General features: G+C 70.9%; 19 protein-coding genes. 7 read left to right on the top strand and 12 right to left on the bottom strand.

Translation table 11 applies throughout. The features are described from left to right. Nucleotides 1-4: 4 nt before the first annotated feature. Nucleotides 5-244, bottom strand: coding sequence for a hypothetical protein (locus DY218_RS33665; protein WP_128559989.1), 240 nt, complete (start codon nucleotides 242-244; stop codon nucleotides 5-7). A 232-nt stretch (nucleotides 245-476) separates the two neighbouring features. On the opposite strand from DY218_RS33665, the gene DY218_RS33660 reads away from it, so the two are divergent. Then, a complete protein-coding gene (locus tag DY218_RS33660; protein WP_407703721.1) occupies nucleotides 477-956 on the top strand; it encodes a nucleoside deaminase in 480 nt (159 codons plus the stop codon). A 16-nt stretch (nucleotides 957-972) separates the two neighbouring features. Here the strand turns inward: DY218_RS33660 and DY218_RS33655 are convergent, their stop codons facing one another. The 4 genes from DY218_RS33655 to DY218_RS33640 form a co-directional block, all read right to left on the bottom strand. Next, entirely contained in the window at nucleotides 973-1,779 is an 807-nt protein-coding gene (locus tag DY218_RS33655; protein WP_128559988.1) for an ArsR/SmtB family transcription factor, read from the bottom strand. Between the two features lie 112 nt (nucleotides 1,780-1,891). Further along, a complete protein-coding gene (locus tag DY218_RS33650; protein ID WP_128559987.1) occupies nucleotides 1,892-2,377 on the bottom strand; it encodes a GNAT family N-acetyltransferase in 486 nt (161 codons plus the stop codon). A gap of 109 nt (nucleotides 2,378-2,486) precedes the next feature. Beyond that, nucleotides 2,487-3,314, bottom strand: coding sequence for a M55 family metallopeptidase (locus tag DY218_RS33645; RefSeq protein ID WP_128559986.1), 828 nt, complete (start codon nucleotides 3,312-3,314; stop codon nucleotides 2,487-2,489). A 98-nt stretch (nucleotides 3,315-3,412) separates the two neighbouring features. After that, nucleotides 3,413-3,799: a hypothetical protein gene (locus tag DY218_RS33640; RefSeq protein ID WP_233522036.1), complete on the bottom strand. Its 387-nt coding sequence runs from the start codon at nucleotides 3,797-3,799 to the stop codon at nucleotides 3,413-3,415. Between the two features lie 362 nt (nucleotides 3,800-4,161). Between DY218_RS33640 and DY218_RS33635 the strand changes: the two genes are divergently transcribed. Beyond that, nucleotides 4,162-5,598 (top strand): PP2C family protein-serine/threonine phosphatase, encoded by a 1,437-nt coding sequence (locus DY218_RS33635; RefSeq protein ID WP_128559985.1) that lies wholly within the window; start codon nucleotides 4,162-4,164, stop codon nucleotides 5,596-5,598. A 22-nt stretch (nucleotides 5,599-5,620) separates the two neighbouring features. Here the strand turns inward: DY218_RS33635 and DY218_RS33630 are convergent, their stop codons facing one another. Continuing rightward, nucleotides 5,621-7,120, bottom strand: coding sequence for a DNA-binding protein NsdB (locus DY218_RS33630; RefSeq protein WP_128559984.1), 1,500 nt, complete (start codon nucleotides 7,118-7,120; stop codon nucleotides 5,621-5,623). Nucleotides 7,121-7,357: 237 nt separating this feature from the next. On the opposite strand from DY218_RS33630, the gene DY218_RS33625 reads away from it, so the two are divergent. Further along, a complete protein-coding gene (locus DY218_RS33625) occupies nucleotides 7,358-8,512 on the top strand; it encodes an aminoglycoside phosphotransferase family protein (protein ID WP_128559983.1) in 1,155 nt (384 codons plus the stop codon). A 111-nt stretch (nucleotides 8,513-8,623) separates the two neighbouring features. Here DY218_RS33625 and DY218_RS33620 read toward each other — a convergent pair whose 3' ends face one another. The 6 genes from DY218_RS33620 to DY218_RS33595 form a co-directional block, all read right to left on the bottom strand. Next, nucleotides 8,624-11,767 carry a ThuA domain-containing protein gene (locus DY218_RS33620; protein ID WP_128559982.1) on the bottom strand — a complete coding sequence of 1,048 codons (3,144 nt, stop codon included), beginning with the start codon at nucleotides 11,765-11,767 and terminating at the stop codon, nucleotides 8,624-8,626. 98 nt (nucleotides 11,768-11,865) lie between these two features. After that, nucleotides 11,866-12,738 carry a sugar phosphate isomerase/epimerase family protein gene (locus tag DY218_RS33615; RefSeq protein ID WP_128559981.1) on the bottom strand — a complete coding sequence of 291 codons (873 nt, stop codon included), beginning with the start codon at nucleotides 12,736-12,738 and terminating at the stop codon, nucleotides 11,866-11,868. After that, a complete protein-coding gene (locus DY218_RS33610; RefSeq protein WP_128559980.1) occupies nucleotides 12,735-13,934 on the bottom strand; it encodes an ABC transporter substrate-binding protein in 1,200 nt (399 codons plus the stop codon). Before DY218_RS33610 ends, DY218_RS33615 begins: the two co-directional genes overlap by 4 nt. Then, on the bottom strand, nucleotides 13,931-14,956 hold the full coding sequence (locus DY218_RS33605) for an ABC transporter permease (RefSeq protein ID WP_128559979.1): 1,026 nt from the start codon (nucleotides 14,954-14,956) through the stop codon (nucleotides 13,931-13,933). The genes DY218_RS33610 and DY218_RS33605 overlap by 4 nt, the downstream gene beginning before the upstream one ends. Further along, entirely contained in the window at nucleotides 14,953-15,957 is a 1,005-nt protein-coding gene (locus DY218_RS33600) for an ABC transporter permease (RefSeq protein WP_128559978.1), read from the bottom strand. Before DY218_RS33600 ends, DY218_RS33605 begins: the two co-directional genes overlap by 4 nt. After that, complete coding sequence (locus DY218_RS33595; RefSeq protein ID WP_128560063.1) at nucleotides 15,954-17,468, bottom strand: sugar ABC transporter ATP-binding protein; 1,515 nt, start codon at nucleotides 17,466-17,468, stop codon at nucleotides 15,954-15,956. The genes DY218_RS33600 and DY218_RS33595 overlap by 4 nt, the downstream gene beginning before the upstream one ends. Nucleotides 17,469-17,643: 175 nt before the next feature. Between DY218_RS33595 and DY218_RS33590 the strand changes: the two genes are divergently transcribed. The 4 genes from DY218_RS33590 (at nucleotide 17,644) to DY218_RS33570 (ending at nucleotide 23,064) form a co-directional block, all read left to right on the top strand. Then, complete coding sequence (locus DY218_RS33590; RefSeq protein ID WP_128559977.1) at nucleotides 17,644-18,840, top strand: ROK family transcriptional regulator; 1,197 nt, start codon at nucleotides 17,644-17,646, stop codon at nucleotides 18,838-18,840. 292 nt (nucleotides 18,841-19,132) lie between these two features. After that, entirely contained in the window at nucleotides 19,133-21,064 is a 1,932-nt protein-coding gene (locus tag DY218_RS33585; RefSeq protein ID WP_128560062.1) for an N-acetylmuramoyl-L-alanine amidase, read from the top strand. 375 nt (nucleotides 21,065-21,439) lie between these two features. Beyond that, nucleotides 21,440-21,787 (top strand): YciI family protein, encoded by a 348-nt coding sequence (locus DY218_RS33575; protein ID WP_128559976.1) that lies wholly within the window; start codon nucleotides 21,440-21,442, stop codon nucleotides 21,785-21,787. Nucleotides 21,788-21,831: 44 nt separating this feature from the next. After that, a complete protein-coding gene (locus DY218_RS33570; protein WP_233522035.1) occupies nucleotides 21,832-23,064 on the top strand; it encodes an RNA polymerase sigma factor in 1,233 nt (410 codons plus the stop codon). Nucleotides 23,065-23,108 lie beyond the last annotated feature (44 nt).

Raw genomic sequence — 23,108 nt, 5'->3', positions numbered from 1 at the left:
TTCGTCAGCCGCCGAGGAGGGATCCGGTGATCCAGCGCTGCACGGCCGCGTTGACGCGGGCGTCCAGCCGGGACAGCGCCTCGATGGCCTCCAGATCGCCGGGCAGCGGTGCGATTCCGGCCGCGGTGAGCACCGCATGCAGCTCGAGCCGCCTGCGGTCCTGCGGGCTGATCCGGACCTCGAGCCGCTGCGCGGGGTCAGGCACGGTCAGCGGCAGCGTGGACGCGTATGCGGGGGTGGACATGGCGACTCCTGATGCGGACGGTGGTACGTGCGCTGAATGGCGGTACGTGCGCTGAGAGGCACCGCCGTCCCGCGCCGGTTGCGCAGCGGCGCTCGGACCACTCGAATGCCGCAGTCCGCCGTTGACACCCCAGCCATCCGGCCATCCGGCCACCCACCGCTGGGCGGTCGGCGTCGCGCCCGGTATCGGACGTACGATTCGCATCGGACTCAAGATCGAGGAGGAAGCCGTGCTGAACGACGTCGATCTGGGGCATCTGCGCCGCGCTGTCGAGCTTGCCGCCGAGGCGCTCGAGGCGGGCGACGAACCGTTCGGATCGGTCCTGGTGGCCGGGGACGGCACCGTACTGGCAGAGGACCGCAACCGGGTCGGCTCCGGTGATCACACCCGGCACCCCGAGTTCGAACTGGCCCGCTGGTCGGCGGGCCGGCTCGGCCCGGAGGAGCGCGCGGCCGCGACCGTGTACACCTCCACCGAGCACTGTCCGATGTGCGCGACGGCGCACGGCTGGGTGGGTCTGGGCCGGATCGTCTACGCCAGCTCCTCGGAGCAGCTGGGCGGTTGGCTGGCGGAGCTCGGTGTGCCGGCGCCGCCGGTGCGTACGCTTCCGATCCGTGACCTGGTACCCGGACTGCCCGTCGAGGGCCCGGTCCCGGAACTGGCCGCCGAGGTACGGACGTTGCACCGGCGCCTGCACGGCCGTACCGACTGAGCGCCGCGCGGCCGGCTCAGCTCGCGCCGGGTGAGGGCTCGGGCAGCGGCTCCCCCGTCTCGAGGAGCGTCTTCAGGCCGGACAGCAGGGACGGCCAGCCTTCGTCGATCATGCCGCGCACCGTGCTGCCCGGCTCGAAGCCGTCGTGCACGACGGTCAACTTGACCATGCCGTCGTGCGGTTCCAGGTCGAAGGACACCTTCGAGCGCGGCTCGTCCCTGATGGCCGCCAGAGTCCCCTCGTCCACCCCTGCCGCCTCCGCCCACTCGGGTGTGAAGGTGTGCCAGGTGTAGGCGAGGCGGCGAAACGGGTCGGACTCCAGCACGATCTGCGCCGGGTCCTCGATCGATGCACCGGCCTGCCGCCAGGCCATGGCGGCCCCGGGAGTCCAGTCCGTGGCGAATTCGAGGCCCCAGTAGCGTCGGGTGAACGCCGGGTCGGTGAGCGCCTGCCAGAGGCGCTCCGGCGTGGTCCTGATGTAGGTGGTGTAGACGAACGCGCTGCTGTCCATGGGAGTGCCCTCCTCCAATGCTCGTTTCAGATCGGCGAGTGTCTCGGCCCGGCCGCGGTCGTAGCGGCTGATCCAGCGCTCGGCGACGGCGTTGATCGGCTCGGCGTCGAGATAGTGCAGCTTCTCTCTGCCCCGCCGGACGACGGTGACCAGGCGGGCGGCCTCCAGGACCGCCAGATGCTTGCTGACGGACTGGCGCGCCATGTCCAGGCCGGCGCACAACTCGCGCAGGCTCTGGCCGTTGCGGGCGTTCAGACTGTCCAGGAGTCTGCGCCGGGCCGGATCGGCCAGTGCCTTGAAGATCGCATCCATGCGGTCGCCCTCACGATCTGCGACGTGCAGCCTGCCGGCTGCATAAAAACGATAGGCAGCCAGCAGGCTGCACGTCAAGCGCGAGCCTCAGGGGGACGCGCGGCGCCGGCGGTCAGGCCGCGAGGTCCCGCAGGAAGCGTCGGCCGGGACGGCCGTCGAGCGTCAGATCGCCCGCGGGCCGGAATCCGGTGCGGGCGAGCACCGCGAGCGAGCCGTCGTTGTCCAGCGTCGTCTGCGCGTGCAGTTCGCGCAGGCCGTAGTCCGTGCGGGCCAGCTCGCAGGCGGTGCGGACGGCGGCGGTGGCCAGACCGCGGCCGGCCGCCCGCTGCGCGATGCGATAGCCGAGTTCGGCCGCACCGTCCGTCACATCGACGAGATTGAGCCGGCCGACGACGGACTTGTCCTCGTCGACCAGGACGTGGAAGTGGCAGACGCCCGCGTCCTGTTCGGCGAGCAGCGCCCGCAGGCGGTCGTCGAACTCCGCGAAGAACGCGTCACCCCGGTCGGGGACGGAGGCGGCGAAATAGGCCCGGTTCTCACGTTCGAAGGCGAGCAGTTCCCGGGCGTGCTCGAGACGCAGACGCTGCAGTTCAGGCATCCCGTGACGCTACGTCACCCCGTGGGTGACCGCGAGGAGTTTTCATCGAAGCCCGTACGCGGAGTACCGCGCTCGAGGCCCTGCTCCAGCCTCCGTCCCCGTACTCGCGTCAGACGGGCCGGATCGTGGACAGTTGGGCGAGCAGGAGCAGCAGTTTGTACGCGTCGGCGAAGGTCTGCGCGGTGAACGCGACGGTCCGTCCCCCGGTACGGGACTCCACGCCCGGCACCAGGGTCGCCAGGTCGATCGTGGTGGGACTCGCCAGGTCCACCTCGACCCGGAGCGGTCCGGGCAGCACGAACGGCGCGACCTCGGCGCGCCGGGACACTGCCCGGGCAGCGGCCGAACGCAGAAGCTCGCGGGCCTCTTCGGGGTGCAGGGCGACGGCCGCGGTCCGGCCGAGCGCCTCTTTCACCGCCACCGCGGTCCCGTCCGGCACCAGCTCCGAGAACTCGCGGCAGGCCGCGTCGTCGCCGGCGAGCAGGACCACGGGGGCGGCGAACTCCCCGGCCATGGCCGCATTGAGGCCGATCTCGCCGAGCGGCCGGCCGTCGATCCGTACGTCGAGCAGTTCGCCGTTCATGGTGTGTGCGAGGACGGCCGCACCGCTCCCGGCTCGCGCGTGGTAGCCGACGCACAGGACGGCGTCCGTCTCGCGGTCCAGGCTGCCGAGCATGCCGAGCGGCCGGGGCTTTCCGCGAACCAGCCGGGCTCGCCGGTCGAGGTCCTCGGGCAGCAGATTGCGGAACGGGCCGTGGGAGTCGGCGACCAGGACCTCGGCCGAGGGATCGGCATCGAGGACGCCGGCGACCGCGGCGTTGGCCTCGGCGGTCATCACCGCCCGTGCGCGCTGGTAGTCGTAGCCGTCCGGACGGGTCTCGGTGCCGTGCACCACGGCCGAGATTCCTTCCATGTCCACGGAGATGAGCACCTTCATGACTGCGGGAGTCTACGCGCGGCGGCCGTCGACCGGTCGCCCCCGCCTCCGGGTCGCCCTCCCCCGCCGTCGTACGGGCATCGGCCGCCGTGCGGGCGTCAGTCGAAGGCGTCCGTGACGCAGTCCGCGTGGCAGCCGCCGGCCTCGTAGCGCCGGCGCAGCGCCTCCGCGGCCACCTGGCGCGGTACGTCCGGCAGACCGAAGTGCTCGGCGAGTACACGGCGCACTTCCTCCACCCGCACGACGGCCGGCTCGCCGGGCCCTGCCGCCCGTCGCGCCCGGCTGATCGCGAGATCCGCCGCCTGTCGCAACCGGCGCTGCCGCAGCCGGATCTCGTGGCTCCAGGCACGGCCCGGAGCGAAGGGCTGCCGGATCCTGCCGCGCCACAGCAGTCCCGCACAGATGAACGCGCCTCCGATCACCACCACGACGAGCATGCCGATGACATCACCACCGATTCCCGCCGCCACGGCCCACGCCCCCACGGCATCCCTCCCCACCCTGTTCCCGGCCCGGGGAGTATGGCAGTTCGAAAGCCCTCCCTCGAACACCTCAAACACCCCGAGCACGCCGCAGCAGGGGCGCCACGCCGCCGTCCGACCGCCTGAGTGGCGGAAGCGTCAACTCCACTCCGACTCAAGGCAGTTGAGTGCCCATCAAACCCGGATGCAGACCCGAGCAGAGAGTGCTGTGCAGGGGAGCTGCACCGACTGGCCGAGGGCATATGACCACGGCACCACCGGATCGGGTATTGCCAAATCCCTTACGGGGCATCGCCTGCTGTGCAACAGTCATAAGCGGTCCTTCCATCAGCCCTGGTCGTGCCGCGCCAGTATCGGAGTACGTGATGCCGTCCCCCCTCTTCGCGGACCGCCCCGCCGCCCAGCCGCCCGAGCGCGGCACGGTCGACGCACTCATCACACAGACGCGCCGCCTGCGCACCGAGGTCGACGCGGTGCGCCGTGACACCGGCCAGGACGAGACCGACCCGCAGGGCCGCTGGTATCGCGCTCTGTGCGAGCTCGCCCTGCACCAACTCGACGACATCGACGGCCACTTCGGCCAGCTGCGGCACGGCGCTCCGGCCCGCGAGGAAGCCTCAAAGGACCCCGGCCGGACCGACGGCCTCGTCCCCGGACCGGCCGCGCCGCAGGAGTCCCTGCTGAGCCGGGTCGGCAGCGCGGAGTGGAACCTCCTCACCGACGAGGTCACCTGGTCCGCGGAGCTCTACGACATACTGGGCCGCGCTCCCGGAAGCCCCGCACTGTCCCTCGACGAACTGCCCTCGGTGGTCTGCGCCGAGGACCAGGCACAGCTCACCGCCATGGTGACGGACTGTCTGATCGAAGGCAGGCCCATCGACGGCGAGTTCCGCATCGCGCGACCCGACGGCGGCACCCGGACCGTACACATGATGGGCGAGCCGGTACTCGACGCGGGCGGCGGCACCGCGTCGATGTGGGCCGTGCTGCGGGACGTCAGCGAACTGCGCCGCACCCAGCTCGCGGTACGCGAGTCACAGGAGTCGCTCCAGCGCCGGCAGCACACCGCACACGCGGAGCACCGGCTCGCGGTCGAGCTGCAGGAAGCCGTACTGCCGCCGTGGCAGAGCCCCCTGCAGGTCCCGGTCGACACCTCGGGCGCCCTCGACCTCGCGGCGCACTACCTCCCTTCGGCGAGCGCGACCCTGATCGGTGGCGACTGGTACGACGCCCTCGAACTGCCGGACGGCGAGACGCTGTTGAGCGTCGGCGATCTGACCGGCCACGGAGTGTCCGTCACCTCCGGAATGGCCATGGTGCTCGGCGCGCTGCGCGGCATGGCGTTCTCCGGAGTGCGCCCGGGTCCGCTGCTCGGCTGGCTGAACCAGATGCTCGACACATCCGCCCAGCCGGCCCTGGGCAGCGCCGTGTGCTGCCGGTACCACCCGGGCAGGCGCACCTTGTCCTGGGCGCAGGCCGGGCACCCCGCCCCGATGGTGTTCCGGGACGGGGTGGGCCGTGAGCTGACGCCGCCCGCGGGCGTGCTGCTCGGCGCCGCCTCCGGCAGCAGCTACGAGCAGGCCGAGGAGCAACTCGAGCCGGGCGACCTCGTGTTGCTGCACACCGACGGCCTGGCTCCACGCCATCTCGACGACGGCGGGATCGGCCGGCTCCTCGACCTGGCGCCTCGTTTCGCCGAGGCCGGCAGCGCGCAGGACTGCGTACGTGCCGTGGTGGAGGAGTTCGGAGACAGCGAGCGGGCGGACGACGCCTGCGTACTGGTCGCCAGGGTCAGCTCTTAGGGAAGGCAGCGGGAGCCGGGCGTCAGGCCCGGGCGGCGCTGCCTCCCTTCGCCTTCGACTTCCCCTTGGGCAGCGCGAGTTGGATCTCCTCGCGCAGCTCCTGGATCTTCGGGAAGTCGGCGTACTGCCCGGTCAGGCGGTACATCTCGCGGAGCCGGTCCCAGGTGCGGTGCGAGGAGGTCTCCCCCATCGACACCAGCGCCAGTCGTGCGTACCGGTCGGCCTGCTCGGGGTCGTCGGAGATGAAGCAGGCCGAGGCGAGTGAGATGTAGTCGAAGATCTGTGAGCGCTGGCGTCCCTTCTGCCGCAGCTCGATGGCCTCCTTGGCGTGCCGCTGCGCGATCGCCGCGGCGGACGGGTCGTGGTCGGCGAGCGTGCGATACGCCAGGGCCTGCATGCCGTGCAGATCCGCCTCGTCGAACATCTGCATCCAGCTGGGCGGCGGGACGTCACCGCGGTCGGAGACGAAGAGTTCCTCGGCCTTGCCGAGGGTGCGCCGCATCGCCTGGCCGCGGCCCATGGACGCCTGCGCCCAGGCCTCGATGGTGTGCAGCATGGCCTGGGTCCGGGGCAACACCTCGTCGCCGGAGCCGGACTTGGCCAGTTTCATCAGGTCGAGTGCGTCGTCGGGCTTGCCGAGATGCACCATCTGGCGTGCCGCGCGGGACAGGGCCTCGCCGGCCCGCGGGCGGTCGCCGCCCTCGCGCGCCGCGTGTGCGGCGATGACGAAGTACTTCTGGGCGGTGGGCTCGAGGCCGACGTCGTGCGACATCCAGCCGGCGAGTACGGCGAGATTGGCGGCGACGCCCCACAGGCGCCGCTGGAGGTGTTCGGGGTGGTGGTAGGCGAGCATGCCGCCCACCTCGTTGAGCTGGCCCACCACTGCCTTGCGCTGCAGCCCGCCACCGCGGGCCGCGTCCCAGGCGCGGAACACCTCGACCGAACGCTCCAGTTCCTCGATCTCCTGCGACCCGATGGGGGCGGCCTCGTAGCGGTCGAACCCGGCGGGGTCGGCGTGCAGGGGGTCGTTGATGCGGGGAGCGTCGGAGGTGAGGGCCGGATCGGTGTGCAGCCAGTCGTGCATGGCGCCGCTGAGGGCGGATCCTGCGGCAAGCGCGGCACCCGCGCCCACCAAACCGCGTCGGTTGAGCATGAGGTCCATTCCCGTGAATTCGGTGAGGACCGCAGCAGTCCGCTCGGGCGCCCACGGCAGCCGGTCGGGGTTGTCGAGCTCCCCGCCGCCATGCCTTCTCCCCGTGCGCCCGTGCCGGACCAGACCAAGGTCCTCGATGGTCACGACACGGCCGAGACGCTCGGTGAACAACGCTGCCAGCACCCGCGGTACGGGATCGCGCGGGATCTCTCCCATGTCGATCCAGCGCCGCACCCGCGAGGTGTCGGTCGCCAGCTGCGGGTGGCCCATGGCCGCCGCCTGCCGGTTGACCAGCCTGGCGAGTTCGCCCTTGGACCAGCCGGCCAGGCCGAACAGGTCCTGCAGGCGGGTGTTGGGTTCGTTGCTCACGTCAAGCCCCCAGGTTCTCGGCTGACTTGAATGTAGCCCGCTGTCAGATGCTGAGCGACTATTCGCCAGGGTTCGCCAGGGTGCGCTACGTGGAGGGCCATGCGAGACACGGTGTCAGGTAGGAGTGCGCCTTCCCGGCCCGGCGGATACCCGGGGACTCCCCAGGGTGTCCGGATTCTCCGCCGGGCGGGACGGCGCAAGGCAACTCGTCGGCGCACGAAGGGATCTGTATCACCCATGTACACAGCATCGTCCTCCGTGTCCGCACCGCCCCGGCCGTTCCACCCGCGACAGGGCGGCGGTCCCTACCTCGATTCGGCCCGAGCCGCGGCGCCCGCACGCCAGGTGTCCCCGGCGGCGGCCGGCCGCACCAAACGCATGCCGGGGGCGGGGGCGCAAACCCTCAGCGGGAGAATCGACCTCTCCGGCCCGCAGGGCGCCCAACTGCGCACCGCCATCGCCTCGGTGCACCGCATCTGCCCCGAGTTCACTCCCGTGCAGGTGCTGCGGCGCAGCGGACGCTCGGTGCTGATCGTCGGCACGACAGGTCGTACGACGGCGGTGGCCAAGTGTTTACTCGATCACTCCCCGGTGTGGTCGGAGCGGAGCGGGCACGAAATAGCCGCCTACCGCGCGTTCGTCCGGCACCGGCCGCCGGTGCGGGCGCCGCGGCTGATCGCGGCGGACCCGGACAACGGCACGCTGGTGATCGAGCGGATGCCGGGCCGGGTGGCGGCTCTGCAGCGCCACCCCACCGAGGCCCCGCCGCGCGCCGATCTGCAGACCGCGCTCGGTGCCATCCGCCGGCTGAACGCCTGGCGCCCGCCGGCCGGTACGTTCGGCGCTCCCCTGGACTATGCCGCCCGTATCGCCCGATACCACGAGCTGGGCCTCCTTACCGACCGTGATCTGGGCGATCTGCAGAAGCTTCTGCACGGCATCGCCCATGCCTCCGGGCCGGGCGGGACGGGCGAGTTCTGCCACGGCGACGCCCTCCTTTCCAACATGCTCCTCTCCCCCGCGGGCGGCGCGGTGCTCGTCGACTGGGAGCACGCCGGCTGGTACCTGCCCGGGTACGACCTGGCGACGCTGTGGTCGGTCCTCGGGGACGCGCCGGGGGCACGCCGGGACATCAGCAAGCTCGCGCAGTCCAGGGGGCAGGCGGCGCGCGATGCGTTCCTGGTCAATCTGATGCTGGTCCTGACCCGCGAGATCAGGACCTATGAGACGGCGGTGCAGCGCACGATGCGTGACACGGCCCCGGCGGCACCGGGTTCGGCCCACCCGGGTGCTGCGCCGTCCGGCGAGGAGCAGCGCCTGTTGTTGCGGCGGCTGCACGACGACTGCGGGTTGGCCCGACGGGCCGTGCGGGCCGCGGTCGGCACTCGCTGACGGGGAGCGACGGCCCGCGAAGCGCCCGGGGGTCTCGTCCCTTCCGTCGGGGATGGGGACGAGGATGGGGCGCCTCGCGGGCCCGTCGTCTGTCCGTACGGCGGTCGCCGGCTACGAGGTGGTGAACTGCACGGTGTCCACGTCGTAGGCGTTGTCCTCGGGTGAGGTGAAGACCGCGTACAGCTTGTGGCTGCCGTCCAGTGCTTCGACCGGCACCGCGGGTGTCTCCTCGTAGGCGTCCCAGTCCCCGGTGTTGGGTACGGGGGTGGTGGCGAGGAGCTTGCCGTCGGGTGCGTCGGCGCGCAGTTCGATCGCGCCCACGCCGTTGGGTGACGAGAGCCGGTACTGGACCGATTCGACGCCCTCGACGCTCATCGGCTCGAAGGCGATCCAGTCGCCGTCGCTGATGTCGCCGATGCGTTTGCCGTTCTCGGCTCCTTCCTGGGAGACGATGCGGGTGCCGGACTGGTCGTCGTGGTACTCGGCCTGCTTGTGCTTGGGCTGCAGCACCGCGCGCCCGTATCCGGTGAGTTCGCCGGTTCCGTCGGCTCCCTTGTCGGTGTACTTGGCGTTGAGGACGTACGTCAGGTCGGCGCCCTCCGGGTGACCGCCGAGGTCACCGGTGTCGACGGTGCCCTCACAGCCGGGGATGTCGGTCGTGGGGTGCTCGTGGTCGTCGTGCCCGAGCGCCGGGTTCACGGTGACCTTGGAGCAGTCGATCTCGCCGTCCTCGGGGTCGGTGACGGTGACCTTGTACGGGATCTTGTCGCCGAACTCGATGAGCTTGCCGTTGACCGGAGTCTCGATCTTCACGGTGGGCGCGGTGTTGCCTGCCGTGATCGGGATGTTGGCGTATCCGGACTTGCCGCTGGCGTCGGTGACCTTGAGCTGGGCGTTGAAGTCGCCCTTCTCGGTGTAGGTGTGGCTCGGGTTCGCCTCCGTGGAGTCGTAGGTGCCGTCGCCGTCGAAGTCCCATTCGAGGGTGACCGGATCGCCGTCCGGGTCCTCACTGCCTTCGCTGGAGAAGTCGACCTCCAGGGGTACGGGACCGTTGGTGGCGGAGGCCTTGGCCTTGGCGACGGGGATGCGCTGGCCCTGGGCGTAGTCGATGCGGTAGAGCCCGGAGTCGTTGTTGCCGCCGCCGAACTCGCTGCCCCATTCCAGGACGTAGAGCGAGCCGTCCGGTCCGAAGGTCATGTCCATGGGTTTGACGAAGTCCGCCGTCGACATGAAGTCGTTGATCTTCAGGAGCTTTTCGTCCTGGTCGAAGCGGATCTCCTTGACCTCGTTGCGGGCCCACTCGTAGAAGAAGCTCGCGCCGTCGTAGTACTCGGGGAACTTGGTCTCGGAGGGGTTGTCCTTGTCGTAGCGGTAGACGGGGCCGCTCATCGGCGCGGAGCCGCCGCTGCCCATCTCCGGGAACTCCTTCGACTCGTCGTAGCCGTACCAGATCTCGGGCTGCTGCAGCGGGGGCAGTTCTTCGAGACCGGTGTTGTTGGGCGAGGGGTTGGTGGGCTTGTCGCAGTCGAACTTGTCGCCGACCTCGCCGGTGTCGGGATCGTAAGGGGCGTAGGCCTGGTTGTTGCCGTGGCAGAAGGGCCAGCCGAAGTTGCCGGGCTTCTTGATGACGTTGTACTCGACCAGGCCCTCGGGGCCGCGTTCGGTCTCGGGTGCGCCGCGGTCGGGTCCGTAGTCGGAGACGTGGACGTATCCGGTCTTCTGGTCGACGGTGAAGCGGAAGGGGTTGCGGAAGCCCATGGCGTAGATCTCAGCGCGGGTTTTGTCGGTGCCCTCCTCGAAGAGGTTGCCCTCCGGGACCGTGTAGCCGCCGTCGTCCTGGGGCTTGATGCGCAGGATCTTGCCGCGCAGGTCGTTGGTGTTGCCCGCGGTACGGGCGGCGTCCAGCATCTCCTTGCCCTCGCGCCAGTCGATGGGGGCGTAGCCCTGCCAGTCGGGGTCGAGGTTCGGCGGGGTGTCGTCGCCGGTGGACAGGTAGAGGGTGCCGTCTGGGCCGAACTCGACTGCGCCGCCGGTGTGTCCTGGTTCGGGGAAGGTGCGGTCCCGGTAGGCGGGTACGTCGATCAGCTTCTTCTCGCTGTCGAGGTCGAGTTTGTCGTCCTTCAGGGTGAAGCGGGAGAGGCGGTTGATGTCCTCCTCGCTGCCGGCGGGGGCGTAGTAGAGATAGATCCAGTTGTTCTCGGTGAACTTCGGATCGAGCTCCATGCCGACCAGACCGTCCTCGCCGCCGGTGTAGACGTCGAGCTTGCCCGCGGTGGTGGTGGAGTGGGACTTCGGGTCGAAGACCTGTACCTCGCCGGCGCGTTGGGCGTAGTAGACCTTGCCGTCCTGGGCGACGTCGAGCTCCATGGGGTCGGCGGTGTTGTCGTCGAGTGCGACCTTCTCGTAGCCGCCCCAGACCGTGCCTCCGCAATCACCCGGTTCGTTGCCCGCGGCCCATTTGACGCCGCCCACCACATGGTCGCGGAAGGCCTCTTCGGTGTAGGCGGCCTTGTCGTGGCCCATGGCGGTGGCCCAGACCTTGCCGCCCTGGGTGCTGCGGCACCAGGAGATGGGGTGGTCGGCGCCCATCGCGTCGTCGCCCGGGTCGTAGGTGGTCTCGTCGGCGCTGACCAGGACGTGCACGTCGCCACGGGGGTTGGCGTCGAAGTTGTACCACTCCTCGGCGCGCTCCCAGCGTTCGGGCAGGCCCTTGGTGGAGGGGTGGACGCGGTCGGCGACCTTGGCGGTGCCCTGCAGCACGCCCGGGGAGTGGGTGGGCATGTGGACGCCGCCGTTGATGGTGTCGTCCCACCAGGGGAACTCCTCCTCGACGCCCATGTCGAGGGTGTTGTGGATGGCGACGATGCCCTTGCCGCTCTCGACGTAGGACTGCATCGCGTCGCGCTGCTCCTGGGTGTCCCACACCATCCCGGAGTTCTGCAGCATCACGATGACGTCGAAGTCCTTGAGTTTCTCCTCGGAGAACACCGAGGAGTCGTCGGTCTCGACCACCTCGAAGTCGTTCTCGGCGGCCTCCTCCTTGAACATCTCGATGCCGTCCGGGATGGAGTCGTGGACGTAGCCGACGGCCTTGGTGAAGAGCAGGGCGCGGAAGCCGGGTGCCTGCTGTCCCGCGTCCCAGTCGGCTGCGGTGGCCGGTACGGCTCCGGCGGCGATCATGAACAGCGCCGCAAGCACGGCGACGATGGCTCTTCGCGGGCCACCGGCCGGTATGTCACGAGCATGACAGCTCATGATGATCCTCTCTGGTCGGGTGACGGACGTGCGGGTGCCGGAAGTTCGGGGTGCCGGAAGTCATGGCGTCGCCGGGTCGCCGGGTCGCCGAGGAGCCGTCAGACCTCCTCGAGTACGCGGCGCAGGAAGCCGAGGCCTTCGGTGGCGATGGCGTCCTGGGTCTCGGCCAGTGGGCGCCATACGGAGGCGGCCACGGCGATGGTGTCGTTGTGCGCGGTGAACGACTCGATGCACAGCGGGCCTTGGTGGCCGGATTGCCGCAGTGCGCGCAGGAATCCGGTCCAGTCGAGGTGGTCGGCGCCGGGCGTGCCGCGGTCGTTGGCGCACACCTGCACATGGGCGATGCGCCCCGCCGCGGCACGTACCGCATCGGGCAGGGAGCGTTCCTCGATGTTCTGGTGGTACGTGTCCAGCGCGACGCCGATGCCGTCGGCGGGCAGCGGTGCGATGGCCTCGGCGGTCTGCGTCACGGTGTTGAAGACGCTGGTCTCGTACCGGTTGAGCGGCTCGACCCCGATGCGTACGCCGGCCTGCCTGGCGTGGTCGACGACCGGCGTGATGTGAGTGCGCCATTCGTCGACCGTCGCGGCGCGTTCGATCTCGTCCATCCGCCAGGTGCGTCCGACGCCCGCGTACACCGGGCCCGCGACGACGGGGGCGCCGACCGCCTGGGCCGAGTCGATGCAGCGGCGCAGATAGTCCTGGGTGCGCCGTACGGTGGCGGGGTCGGTGCGGACGAGGTCGCGGCCGGGCGCGAGGACGGCGATGACGGCGGCGGCGTCGAGTCCGGTGGCGTCCAGGAGCTTGACGGTCTCCTCGGGTTCCCAGTCCGTGGGCCCCTCCAGCGGGAGTTCCACGCAGTCGAAGCCCCAGCCGGCCAGGCGCGGCAGTGTTTCGGCGAGCGCGGCACCGGCGACGGGTGAGTGCCAGATCCAGGGGTTGGCGCCGATGGCCGTGTGCTGCCGGGTCACTTCTTGCCTCCCCACGCCTCGGGGAATCCCGGCATCTTGTCGCAGCCGCACATGGCGTAGTGCAGCGGCGGCATGCCGTCCTCGAGGTAGGTGTCGAGGGTGTCCTGGGTGACGGTGGGCTGCGGGAGCTTCCACTCCTTGGGGACCTGCTTGCCGTCCAGGATCCGCAGTGCGGCGATCACCGGGGTGCGCCACTGGAAGGTCGGGTAGGCGGGAGCGATGGCGGTGAGCTTCTTGTCCTTCCAGGCCTCGAGGAAGTCCTGCTGGTCCTCGCCGGTGATGGGCGGTACGTCGACGCCGGCGTCCTCGAATGCCTCGACGGCCGCGACGGCGGTGGCTCCGGAGTCCATCCAGACGCCGTCGATCTGTCCGTGCCGGGAGATGGCGTCGGCGACGATCGACTTGGCCTTGGACGTGTCGCCGTCGGTGAACTTGACGTCCACCACGTCGAGTTCGCTCTTGTCGAAGGCGACCTTCGCGGCCGACCAGCGGTTCTCCAGTACGTCCACGCCGGGCGAGATGCGCAGGGCGAGGATCTTGCCCTTGGGTTTGACCTTGTCGACGAGGAAGTCGGCGGCGACGGCCCCGTAGGCGTATCCGCCGATGGGGTTGACGAAGGTGACCGCGCAGTCCGTCTCGACACCGCGGTCGAAGACGATGACGGGCACCTTCCCGCAGGCCTCCTTGACCGCGGGGGTCAGGGTCGCGGTGGTGTTGGGCGAGACGATCAGGGCATCGCAGCCCTTGCCGGTGAGCTCCTGGATGTCGGAGATCTGCTTGTCGTCCTTGCCCTGCGCGTCGAGCTCGGTGAACTTGGTGATCTCCTTGTGCTGTTTCACCTCGGCCTTCATGGTCTTGAGGCCGACCTGGCGCCAGGGGTTGAATACGCCGGCGTTGGAGAAGCAGAGGTGGGTGCCGCCCGAGCCCTTCTTCTTGTACTCGGCGGTGTCCGTCATCTCGGGTTCGAGCATCTGCTCCCAGGGCTTGGCGTCCGGTCCCTCGGGTTCGGTGTCCATGAGCTTCATCTGCCGGTCGTACTCGGCCTGTTCGAAGAACTTGGAGTCCTTGCCGTCGGACGTGTCCGCGCTCTTCGAGGCGCCGGCCGGCGAGTCGGGCGGCGCGTCGCTGGAACAGGAGGCGAGCAGCGCCCCCGCGCACAGGGCGGCGGCCGGCACGAGCAGACGTCTGCGGTTCATGAGGGGGTTCCTCCCGGTGAAGAGTGACGGCGGCGGCGCAGCCGGGAGAAGTCGGCGGCTCCGAGTCCGACGGCGGCGATGACGATGAAGCCCTGGACGGTGGACTCCAGGGCGCCGGAGACGCCCTGCAGATTGAGCAGGGTGAACAGGGCCTGCAGGCTGAACGCCCCGGCCATGGCGGCGACCACGGATCCGCGTCCGCCGCCGAGCACCACGCCGCCGAGCACGACGGCGGTGATGGCCTCGAACTCAAGGCCGCGGCCCGCCTGGGCGGAGACTCCGGAGAAGCCGCCGACCAGGACGGCGGCGAGGGCTGCGGCGACGCCGGACAGCACGAAGGCGATGATGCGGACGCGGTGCACGCGTACGCCGGCGAGGGCGGCGGTGCGTTCGCTGTCGCCGGTGGCGATCAGGGTGCGGCCGAAGTCGGAGCGCATCAGCCAGAATGCGAGGCCTCCGGCGGCCAGGCAGGCGAGTACGGCCCAGGGCAGCCAGCCGAAGGCGGTGCCGCGGCCGAGCGCGCGGAAGCCCTCGGGCAGCGAGCCGTGCGGGGAGCCGCCCGTCCAGTAGAAGACGGCGCCCTCCAGGATCAGCATCATGCCGAGGGTGGTGATGAACGAGGGGACTCTCAGGGCCGTACTGATCAGGCCATTGACCAGCCCGACGACGGCGCCGCCGAGCAGCAGCGCCAGGGTGACGACCAGCCAGGCGGCTTCCGGGAACGAGCCGTACAGCTCGGCGGCGACGACCACCCCGGCGGTGACGATCGCACCCACGGACAGGTCGAACTCGCCGCTGACGATGACCAGATACTGGCCGGCGGCGAGGATCACCAGGGGTGCGGCGCGTTTGACGAAGGCGAGGAAGCGGTCGGGTTCGTAGAAGCCGGGGTCGGTGAGGGCCAGGGCGAGGAGCAGGACGACGAGCAGGCCGTAGACGGGGGCGCCGGTGCCGAGTGCGGCGGCGATCCGCCGGTGCGGGGCGGGCTGGTTGGCTGTTGTGGCGTCGGCGGTCGTGGTCATGCGGACCTCCTGCTGCCGCGCCGGGCGTAGAGCGCGACCGCCGCGATAATGACGACGCCGCGGACGACGTTCTTGAAGAAGGGGTCGACGGACAGCTGGTTGAAGACGCTGTCGAGCACGGCGAGCACCAGGACGCCGCCGAGGGTGCCGGCCACTCCTCCGCGTCCGCCGGCGAGGACGGTGCCGCCGAGGACGACGGCGGCGATCGACTCGAGGTCGTAGCGTGCCTCGGTGCCCGCCCAGGGTGCGCCGGCGCCGAGCCGGGAGGCGAGGAACAGGGCGGCGGCTCCGACGCAGAGCGAGCACAGCACGTGGGCGAGGACCACGGTGCGGCGGGTGCGTACGCCGGAGAGCCGGGCGGCGTGTTCGTCGCCGCCGGTGGCGTACATGTGGTGGCCGAGGCGGGTGTGCTTCAGCAGCACCCACAGGGCGAGGGCGACGGCGACGAGCAGGAACACCGAGACGGGCACCGGCCCGATGCGGTCGTAGCCGAGTCGCTGGAAGGAGGCGGGGACCTTGCCCGCGGGCCCGGTGTAGTTGTCCTCGATCCAGCCGCGCAGGATGAATCCGGTGCCGAGGGTGGCGATGAACGCGTTCACCTTGAGGCCGGTGACGACCAGGCCGTTGGCGAGTCCGACGGCGGCGGACAGGGCGAGCACCATGAGGATCGCGCCGAAGACGCTGCCGCTCTCCATGGTCTCGGCTGCCACCAGGGTGCCGAGTCCGATCAGGTACGCGACGGACAGATCGAGTGATCCGGTGAGGATGACGGCGGTCTGTCCCACGGCGACGAGTCCGAGCGCGACGCAGTTGGACAGGATGACAACGATGTTGGCGCGGCTGAAGAAGGTGCCGCCGTCCAGGGTGACCACGAGCCAGCCGAGCAGGGTGACGGCGAGGGCGGCGAGCCACACTCCGACGGCCGGGTCGGTGAGCCGGGAGGCGCGGACCGCGGAGTGCTTGACGGGGGGCTGCGGTGGGGCGAGTGCGGTGTCGGTCATACGGCGTCCTCCCGCCGGTCGCCGCCGGTGGCCAGGCGCATGATGTCCTCCTCGTCGGCGCCCGCGGGGAGTTCACCCGCGAGACGCCCGTCGGCCATGACCAGGATCCGGTCGCTCATGCCGATGAGTTCGGGCAGTTCGGACGACACGATCAGGACGGCGAGGCCGTCGCGGGCGAGTTCGCGTACGAGGGTGTGGATGGCGGACTTGGCGCCGACGTCGACGCCCCTGGTGGGTTCGTCGAAGAGCAGTACGCGGGGTCCCGCGGCGAGCCATTTGGCGATGACGACCTTCTGCTGGTTGCCTCCGGAGAGATAGCGGGCTTGCTGGTCCTCGCCGCGGGACTGCAGGGTGACGCGTTCGAGCAGGCCGGTGAGGGCGCGGCCCGCGGGTGGCCGGCCGCGGGCGTGGACGGCGCGGGTGACGAGCAGGGCGTTGTCGCGGATGGACTGGCGCAGGGCGAGGCCCTCGGCCTTGCGGTCCTCGGTGACCAGGGCGATGCCGGCCCGGATGGCCTGCCGGGGGCTGCCGGGCCGCAGGGTGCGTCCGGCGACGGTCATGGTGCCTTCGGTGAAGGGTGCGGCCCCGAACAGGGCGCGGGCGAGTGAGGTGCGGCCGGATCCCTGCAGCCCTGCGATGCCGGTGACCTCGCCGGCCCGGAGGTCCAGATCGATGCCGTTGATGCGGGTGTTGCCCGCGCCGCGGACGGTGAGGGCGGCGTCGCCGATCTCCTCGGGGCGGGCGCGCGGCGGGTAGTAGGTGCCGAGTTCACGGCCGACCATGGCGCGCACCACCTGGTCGGTGTCGGTCTCGGCGGTGGGCACGGTGGTGATGTGCCGGCCGTCCTTGAGGACGGTGATGCGGCGGGAGAGGTCGAAGACCTCGCGCAGGCGGTGCGAGATGTAGAGGATGCCGAGTCCGCGGTCGGTGAGCCGATGGACCAGGTCGTGCAGCAGCGAGACCTCGTGGTCGGCGAGCGGTGCGGTGGGTTCGTCCATCACCAGGACGCGTACGTCCGAGGCGCCCGGGTCCTTCGGGGAGGCACGGCCCACCAGGGCCTTGACGATCTCGACGGTCTGCTGGCGGGCCACGGACAGGTCGTGGACGTAGGTGCGCGGGGTGATGCCGTGTTCGCCGAGTTCGGTGAGGAGTTGGGCGGTGCGCTCCTCCATGGCGCGGCGGTCGACGCGGCCGCGGCGTACCGGTTCGCGGCCGAGGAAGACGTTCTCGGCGACGGTGCGGTGCGGGAGCAGGGCGAACTCCTGGTGGATGATGCCGATTCCGGCGGCCTGGGCCTGCGACGGATGGCTGAAGGAGTGCTCGGTCCCGTCGATCCGGATGGTGCCGGAGTCCGGGGTGTGCTCACCTGCGAGGACCTTCATCAGGGTGGACTTGCCCGCACCGTTCTCCCCCACCAGCGCGTGCACCTCGCCCGCCTCGAGGTCGAGGGACACATCGCTGAGGACTCGTACTCCCAGGAAGCTCTTGGACACATTGCGCATCGTCAGCAAGGCCGGCATGCGTGCGGCTCCTTCGGCAGCGGTCTGCCGAGCAATGTGCTGCCCCGGCTTTGGCCTGTCAAGGGTTCAAGCGGCAGTCCGTACAACGCAATTGACCCTGAGTTATGTCGACGGGCGAACAGCATCGGCCTTGTGAGCAGCGGAAGTGATCCCTACAGTGGCCCGCATGTCTGCCGCGCCCGAGTACGCGCCCTCCGGCCCCTTCTCGCCGGGCGAGGTGCTGGCCCTGATCGGTTCGGGGGCGGCCGCCACCCGGGCCGACATAGCCCGTCTGACCGGTCTGGCCCGTTCCACGGTGTCCCAGCGCGTGGATGCTCTGATCGCCCACGGTTTCGTCGACGAGGACAATGCGGACGGCGGGTCGACGGGCGGCCGTCCGCCGCGCCGGCTGCAGTTGCGGACCCGTGAGCATGCGGTGGCGGGCGTGGACCTCGGTGCCTCGCACTGCCGGGTCGCGCTGATGGACATCGGCGGCGAACTGGTCGCGGTGCGCGAGGATCCGCTGTCGATCGCGGACGGTCCGGCGTCGGTGCTCGGCCATGTGGAGCGCACGCTGCACGAGTTGCTCGGCGAGGCGGGCCGCGACCCGGGCACCCTCAAGTCGATCGGGGTGGGTGTGCCGGGGCCGGTCGAGTTCTCCACCGGCCGTCCGGTGGATCCGCCGATCATGCCGGGCTGGCACCAGTACCCCATTCCGGAGTTCTTCGCGGACCGTCTCGGGGCGCGCGCCCTGGTGGACAACGACGTGAATGTGATGGCGCTCGCCGAGCAGCGCCGCGCCTTCCCGGAGACGGGCTATCTGCTGTACATCAAGGTCGGTACGGGCATCGGCTGCGGCATCGTGGCGGACGGCCGGCTGCACCGGGGCGCGCAGGGCAGCGCCGGCGACATCGGGCACATCCGGGTGGGCGACGAGGAACAGCCGTGCCGCTGCGGCAATGTGGGCTGTCTGGAGTCGGTGGCGTCGGGCCAGGCGATCGCCGCCCGGCTGTCCGGGCTCGGTCTGGACGCGGCCTCGGGGCAGGACGTCGTCCGCCTGGTGAAGTCCGGGAACCGGGACGCGGTGCGCATGGTGCGCGAGGCGGGGCGGGCCGTCGGCGAGGTGCTCGCGGGCCTGGTGAACTTCTTCAATCCGGACACGGTGGTCCTCGGCGGCGCGCTCGCCGCGGTGCACGACCAGCTGCTCGCGGGGGTGCGGGAGGCGGTATACCGGCGCTCGCATCCGCTCGCCACGCATGTGCTGCGGATCGAGCCGAGCCGTACGGGACAGAACGCGGCGGCGCTCGGTGCGGGCATCCTCGCGATCGAACACGCGCTGTCCCCCGAACAGGTGGACCGGGTCCTGGCCGGTTCCGCGCCCTGATCGCGCGGCGGGGATCGGGGGCGGGGCGTTCTGCCTGTTCAGCGGCCCCCATTGGTCCATTCCACTGACGCGTCGCAGGCGGCGCGGGTGCGCGGCAGAAAGCCGCACGCACACCGGCTGACATGGGAAATCCCCTGTTCCTGGGCATGATTGACGGATCGTCGGAGAGCCGGTACCACTGACCCACGTTCGGCCCCGCACGCCCCATCGCGCTCGACCGCCCCAGGAGGCTGCCTTGCCAGGATCCGACCTCGACCCGTCCACCCCCACTTCCAGACGGCTCCGGCGGACGCTGGTCGCGGTGGCGTCCGGAGCGCTGTTGCTGCCGCTGATGGCCGCGGCGCCGTCGGCGCCGGCCGACGACGCGGAGTCCGGCGGCCGGCTGCAGGACGCATTCGCGCGTGCCGCCGCGGAGTACGAGGTGCCGCAGAGCGTGCTGCTCGGTGTGTCGTATCTGCAGTCGCGCTGGGACACGCACGAGGGTGCGGCGAGCGTGAGCGGCGGCTACGGGCCGATGCATCTGACGGATGCGAGCACCGCGCTCGCCGAGTCGGCCGGGCACCACGCGGAGGGCGCCGAGGACCCGCGCGGTGACGGCTCGCGGTCCGTGAAGGAGGTCGAGCACGCGGCGCCGCCGGCACCGTCCGAGCTGCCGGCCCGGCTCAAGACCCTGCTGAAGGCCGCCGAGTTGACCGGTCTGCCGGCCGAGCGGCTGCGTGACGATGCCGCGGCGAACATCCGCGGTGGCGCCGCCCTGCTCGCGGACGCGCAGCGCCGCGCGGGCGGCGGGACGAGCGAGGATCCGGCGGACTGGTACGGGGCGGTGGCCCGCTTCTCCGGAGCGGACGACCGTGCCACGGCGGCCACGTACGCCAACGAGGTGTTCGCCGTGATCCGCGACGGCGAGCAGCGGACCACGGACGAGGGCCAGCGGGTCGCGGTGCCCGCAGAGCCGGGCCTCGCGCCGGACGCCGACCAGCTGAAGGGCCTCGGTCTGCGCCGCGCGGCCGCCGGTCCTGCGGACTGCCCGCGCACCGTGTCCTGCGAGTGGATCCCGGCGCCGTACGAGGAGTTCGGCGACGACGACTACGGCAACCACGACAAGGCGGACCGGCCGAAGGACCAGTCCGTGGACTACATCGTGGTGCACGACACCGAGGGCAGCTGGGACACCACTCTGAAGCTGGTGCAGGACCCGGAGTACGTCTCCTGGCAGTACACCCTGCGTTCCACCGACGGGCACATCGCTCAGCACGTGAACAACAAGGACGTCGCCTGGCACGCGGGCAACTGGTACGTGAACGCCAAGTCGATCGGCCTGGAGCACGAGGGTTTCCTCACCGACCCGGACGCCTGGTACACGGAGGCCATGTACCGCAGTTCGGCCCGCCTGGTGAAGCACCTCTCGAAGAAGTACGACGTGCCGCTGGACCGGCAGCACATCCTCGGCCACGACACGGTGCCCGGCACGACCACCGAGACCATTCCGGGCATGCACACCGACCCGGGCCCGTACTGGGACTGGCAGCACTACTTCACCCTGCTCGGCAAGCCCTTCCACCGCACGGCCGGTCCGGACGGCGGACTGGTGACCGTGCTTCCGGAGTACGACAAGCACCGGCCGAAGTACACCGGCTGCGACAAGGCGGGCGAGGACTGCGCCGCGCACGGATCCAGCGCGGTGCGGTTGCACACCGAGCCGAGCGGCGACGCCCCGCTGGTCAAGGACATCGGCCTGCGGCCGGGCGGCGAGGACTCCACGATCGATGTGAACGACCTGGGCTCGCGGGTCTCGACCGGGCAGAAGTACGCGGTCGCCGACCGCAAGGGCGACTGGACGGCCATCTGGTACCTGGGCCAGAAGGCCTGGTTCCACAACCCGCACAAGCAGCCGACCGCGGTGGACGCGAGCGGCCTGGTGATCACCCCGAAGAAGGGCCGCGCGGACGTCCCGGTCTACGGCCGCGCCTACCCGGAGAAGGAGGCGTACCCGAAGGGCATCGAGCCTCAAGAGGTCTCGCCGCTGCCGTACAAACTGCTCGCCGGCCAGAAGTACGCGGCGGGCAAGCGGGTGCCCGGTGAGTACTACTACTCGCCGGTCTTCGACACCAAGGGCCACCAGGTGGTGCGCGGCAAGGACACGTACTACGAGATCCAGTTCGGGCACCGGGTGGCGTTCGTGCGGGCCGCGGACGTGACGGTGCGGCCGGCTTCCGCCGGGTAGCCGCCGGCGCCCCGGCCTTCGGGCCCGGACCTGCGTGGGGGCAGGCCCGGGCCCGTGGTCGTGTCCGTAAAGTCCTGTGCGGTGCTCGCGGTGTCCGGTGCGTGCTCTCGGCGTGCCGGCCGGAAGCCCTCGTACTGGACGTACTTGGGCTTTCGGCCGGTGCGGCGAGAGTGCGTGCCGGGCGCCGCGAGTGCCGTGCAGGACTTTACGGACACGACCATCGTCGTGACCTGGGGTTTCGTGGTTCGAGGGGCGGCGCGGAGATTTCCCGGAAGAATTTTCCGCGGGCCTGTCGATCGGGCGGTGTCCCGTTCGTCGTCATCATGTACGGCAGCCCGCCGTACGACCGCAGGACAGCCGAACAGGAGCGAGACCATGAAGTACATGATGCTGATCAACGGAGTTCCGGGCGACGACGGCAATGCGGAGGGCTGCACCCCCGCCGACTGGATGGCCTACGACAAGGATGTGCGGGACGCCGGGATCCTGGTGTCCGGCGAGTCCCTCGCGGACCTGGTGACGGCGACCACGGTGAAGGTCGACGGCGAGGGCCGGCGGACCGTGACGGACGGGCCGTTCGCCGAGAGCCGTGAGGTGGTCGGCGGGTTCTATGTCATCGACGTGCCGGACCTGGACGCCGCCCTCGACTGGGCGGCCCGGTGCCCGGGAGCGCGCGGCAGCGGCTCGGTCGTGGTGCGGCCGGTCGCGGACTTCGGGGCCTGACCGTGCCGGGGTCGGAGCCCGCCGCACGGGAGGCCGGGGCCTGGGTGGAGTCCGTGTTCCGCGAGGAGCGCGGCCGCCTCCTGGCCTCCCTGGTGGCGCGCTTCGGCGACCTGGACCTGGCCGAGGAGGTGACCTCGGAGGCCGTCGAGGCGGCGCTGGTGCATTGGCCGGTCGAGGGCGTGCCGTCCAGGCCCGGCGCCTGGCTGCTGACCACCGCGCGCCGCAAGGCCGTGGACCGGCTGCGCCGCGACCGGACCTACGCAGCCCGGCTCGCGGAGCTGCAGGTGGAGGCGGAACGGGCGGATCCGGTGCCCGCCGCCGACACGGCCGGTGAGCTGCCGGACGACCGGCTCCAGCTGTTCTTCACCTGTGCGCATCCCGCGCTCGCGGCGGAGGACCGCACCGCCCTGATGCTGCGCTGTCTGGCCGGACTCGGCACTCCGGAGGTGGCGCGGGCCTTTCTGGTGCCGGTGGCGACGATGGCGCAGCGGATCGTCCGGGCCAAGAAGAAGATCCGGGAGGCGCGGATACCGTTCCGGGTGCCCGGGGCCGACGAGCTGCCGGAGCGGCTGCCCGGGGTGCTGCAGGCGGTGTACTCCGTGTTCAACGAGGGCTATGTGGCCAGTTCGGGGCCGGAGTTGCAGCGGCTCGATCTGGCGGAGGAGGCGATCCGGCTGGCCCGGATCCTGCGCCGGCTGATGCCCGCCGAGCGTGAGGTGGCCGGCCTGCTCGCGCTGATGTTGCTGGTGCACGCGCGGCGGGATGCGCGCACGGGGCCGGACGGAGCATTGGTTCTTCTGGACGACCAGGACCGCGGCCGCTGGGACCGGCCGATGATCGAGGAGGGTTCGGCGCTGGTGGTGACGGCGCTCAGCGGAGGTGCACCCGGTCCGTACGGGGTGCAGGCGGCGATCGCGGCGCTGCACGACGAGGCGTCCGACGTGGCGGGCACCGACTGGCCGCAGATCGTGGCCCTGTACGAGGTGCTCGGCGCGCTCGCCCCTTCGCCGGTGGTGGAGCTGAACCGGGCGGTCGCGGTGGCGATGCGGGACGGTCCGGCCGCGGGGCTCGCCCTGCTGGACGCCCTGGCGGACGCACCGCAGCTGCGCGGCCATCACCCGTACCAGGCGGCGCGGGGCGAGCTGCTCGAGCGCCTGGGCCGGCCGGCCGAGGCACTCACGGCGTACGGCCAATCCCTCGAACTGGCAGGCACCGAGCCGGAGCGCGAGCAACTGCGGCGGCGGATCGCGCGGTTGAGTCCGGGGCGGGACGCATAGCGGACTGCTGTGCGGGCAGGAGGGGTGTACGGGTGCCCGGGGGC

This window comes from Streptomyces triticagri, from assembly GCF_003429565.1.
Taxonomy (GTDB): Bacteria; Actinomycetota; Actinomycetes; order Streptomycetales; family Streptomycetaceae; genus Streptomyces; species Streptomyces triticagri.
Note: the sequence above shows the minus strand (reverse complement) of the source record. Positions and strands in the feature narration are given on the sequence as shown.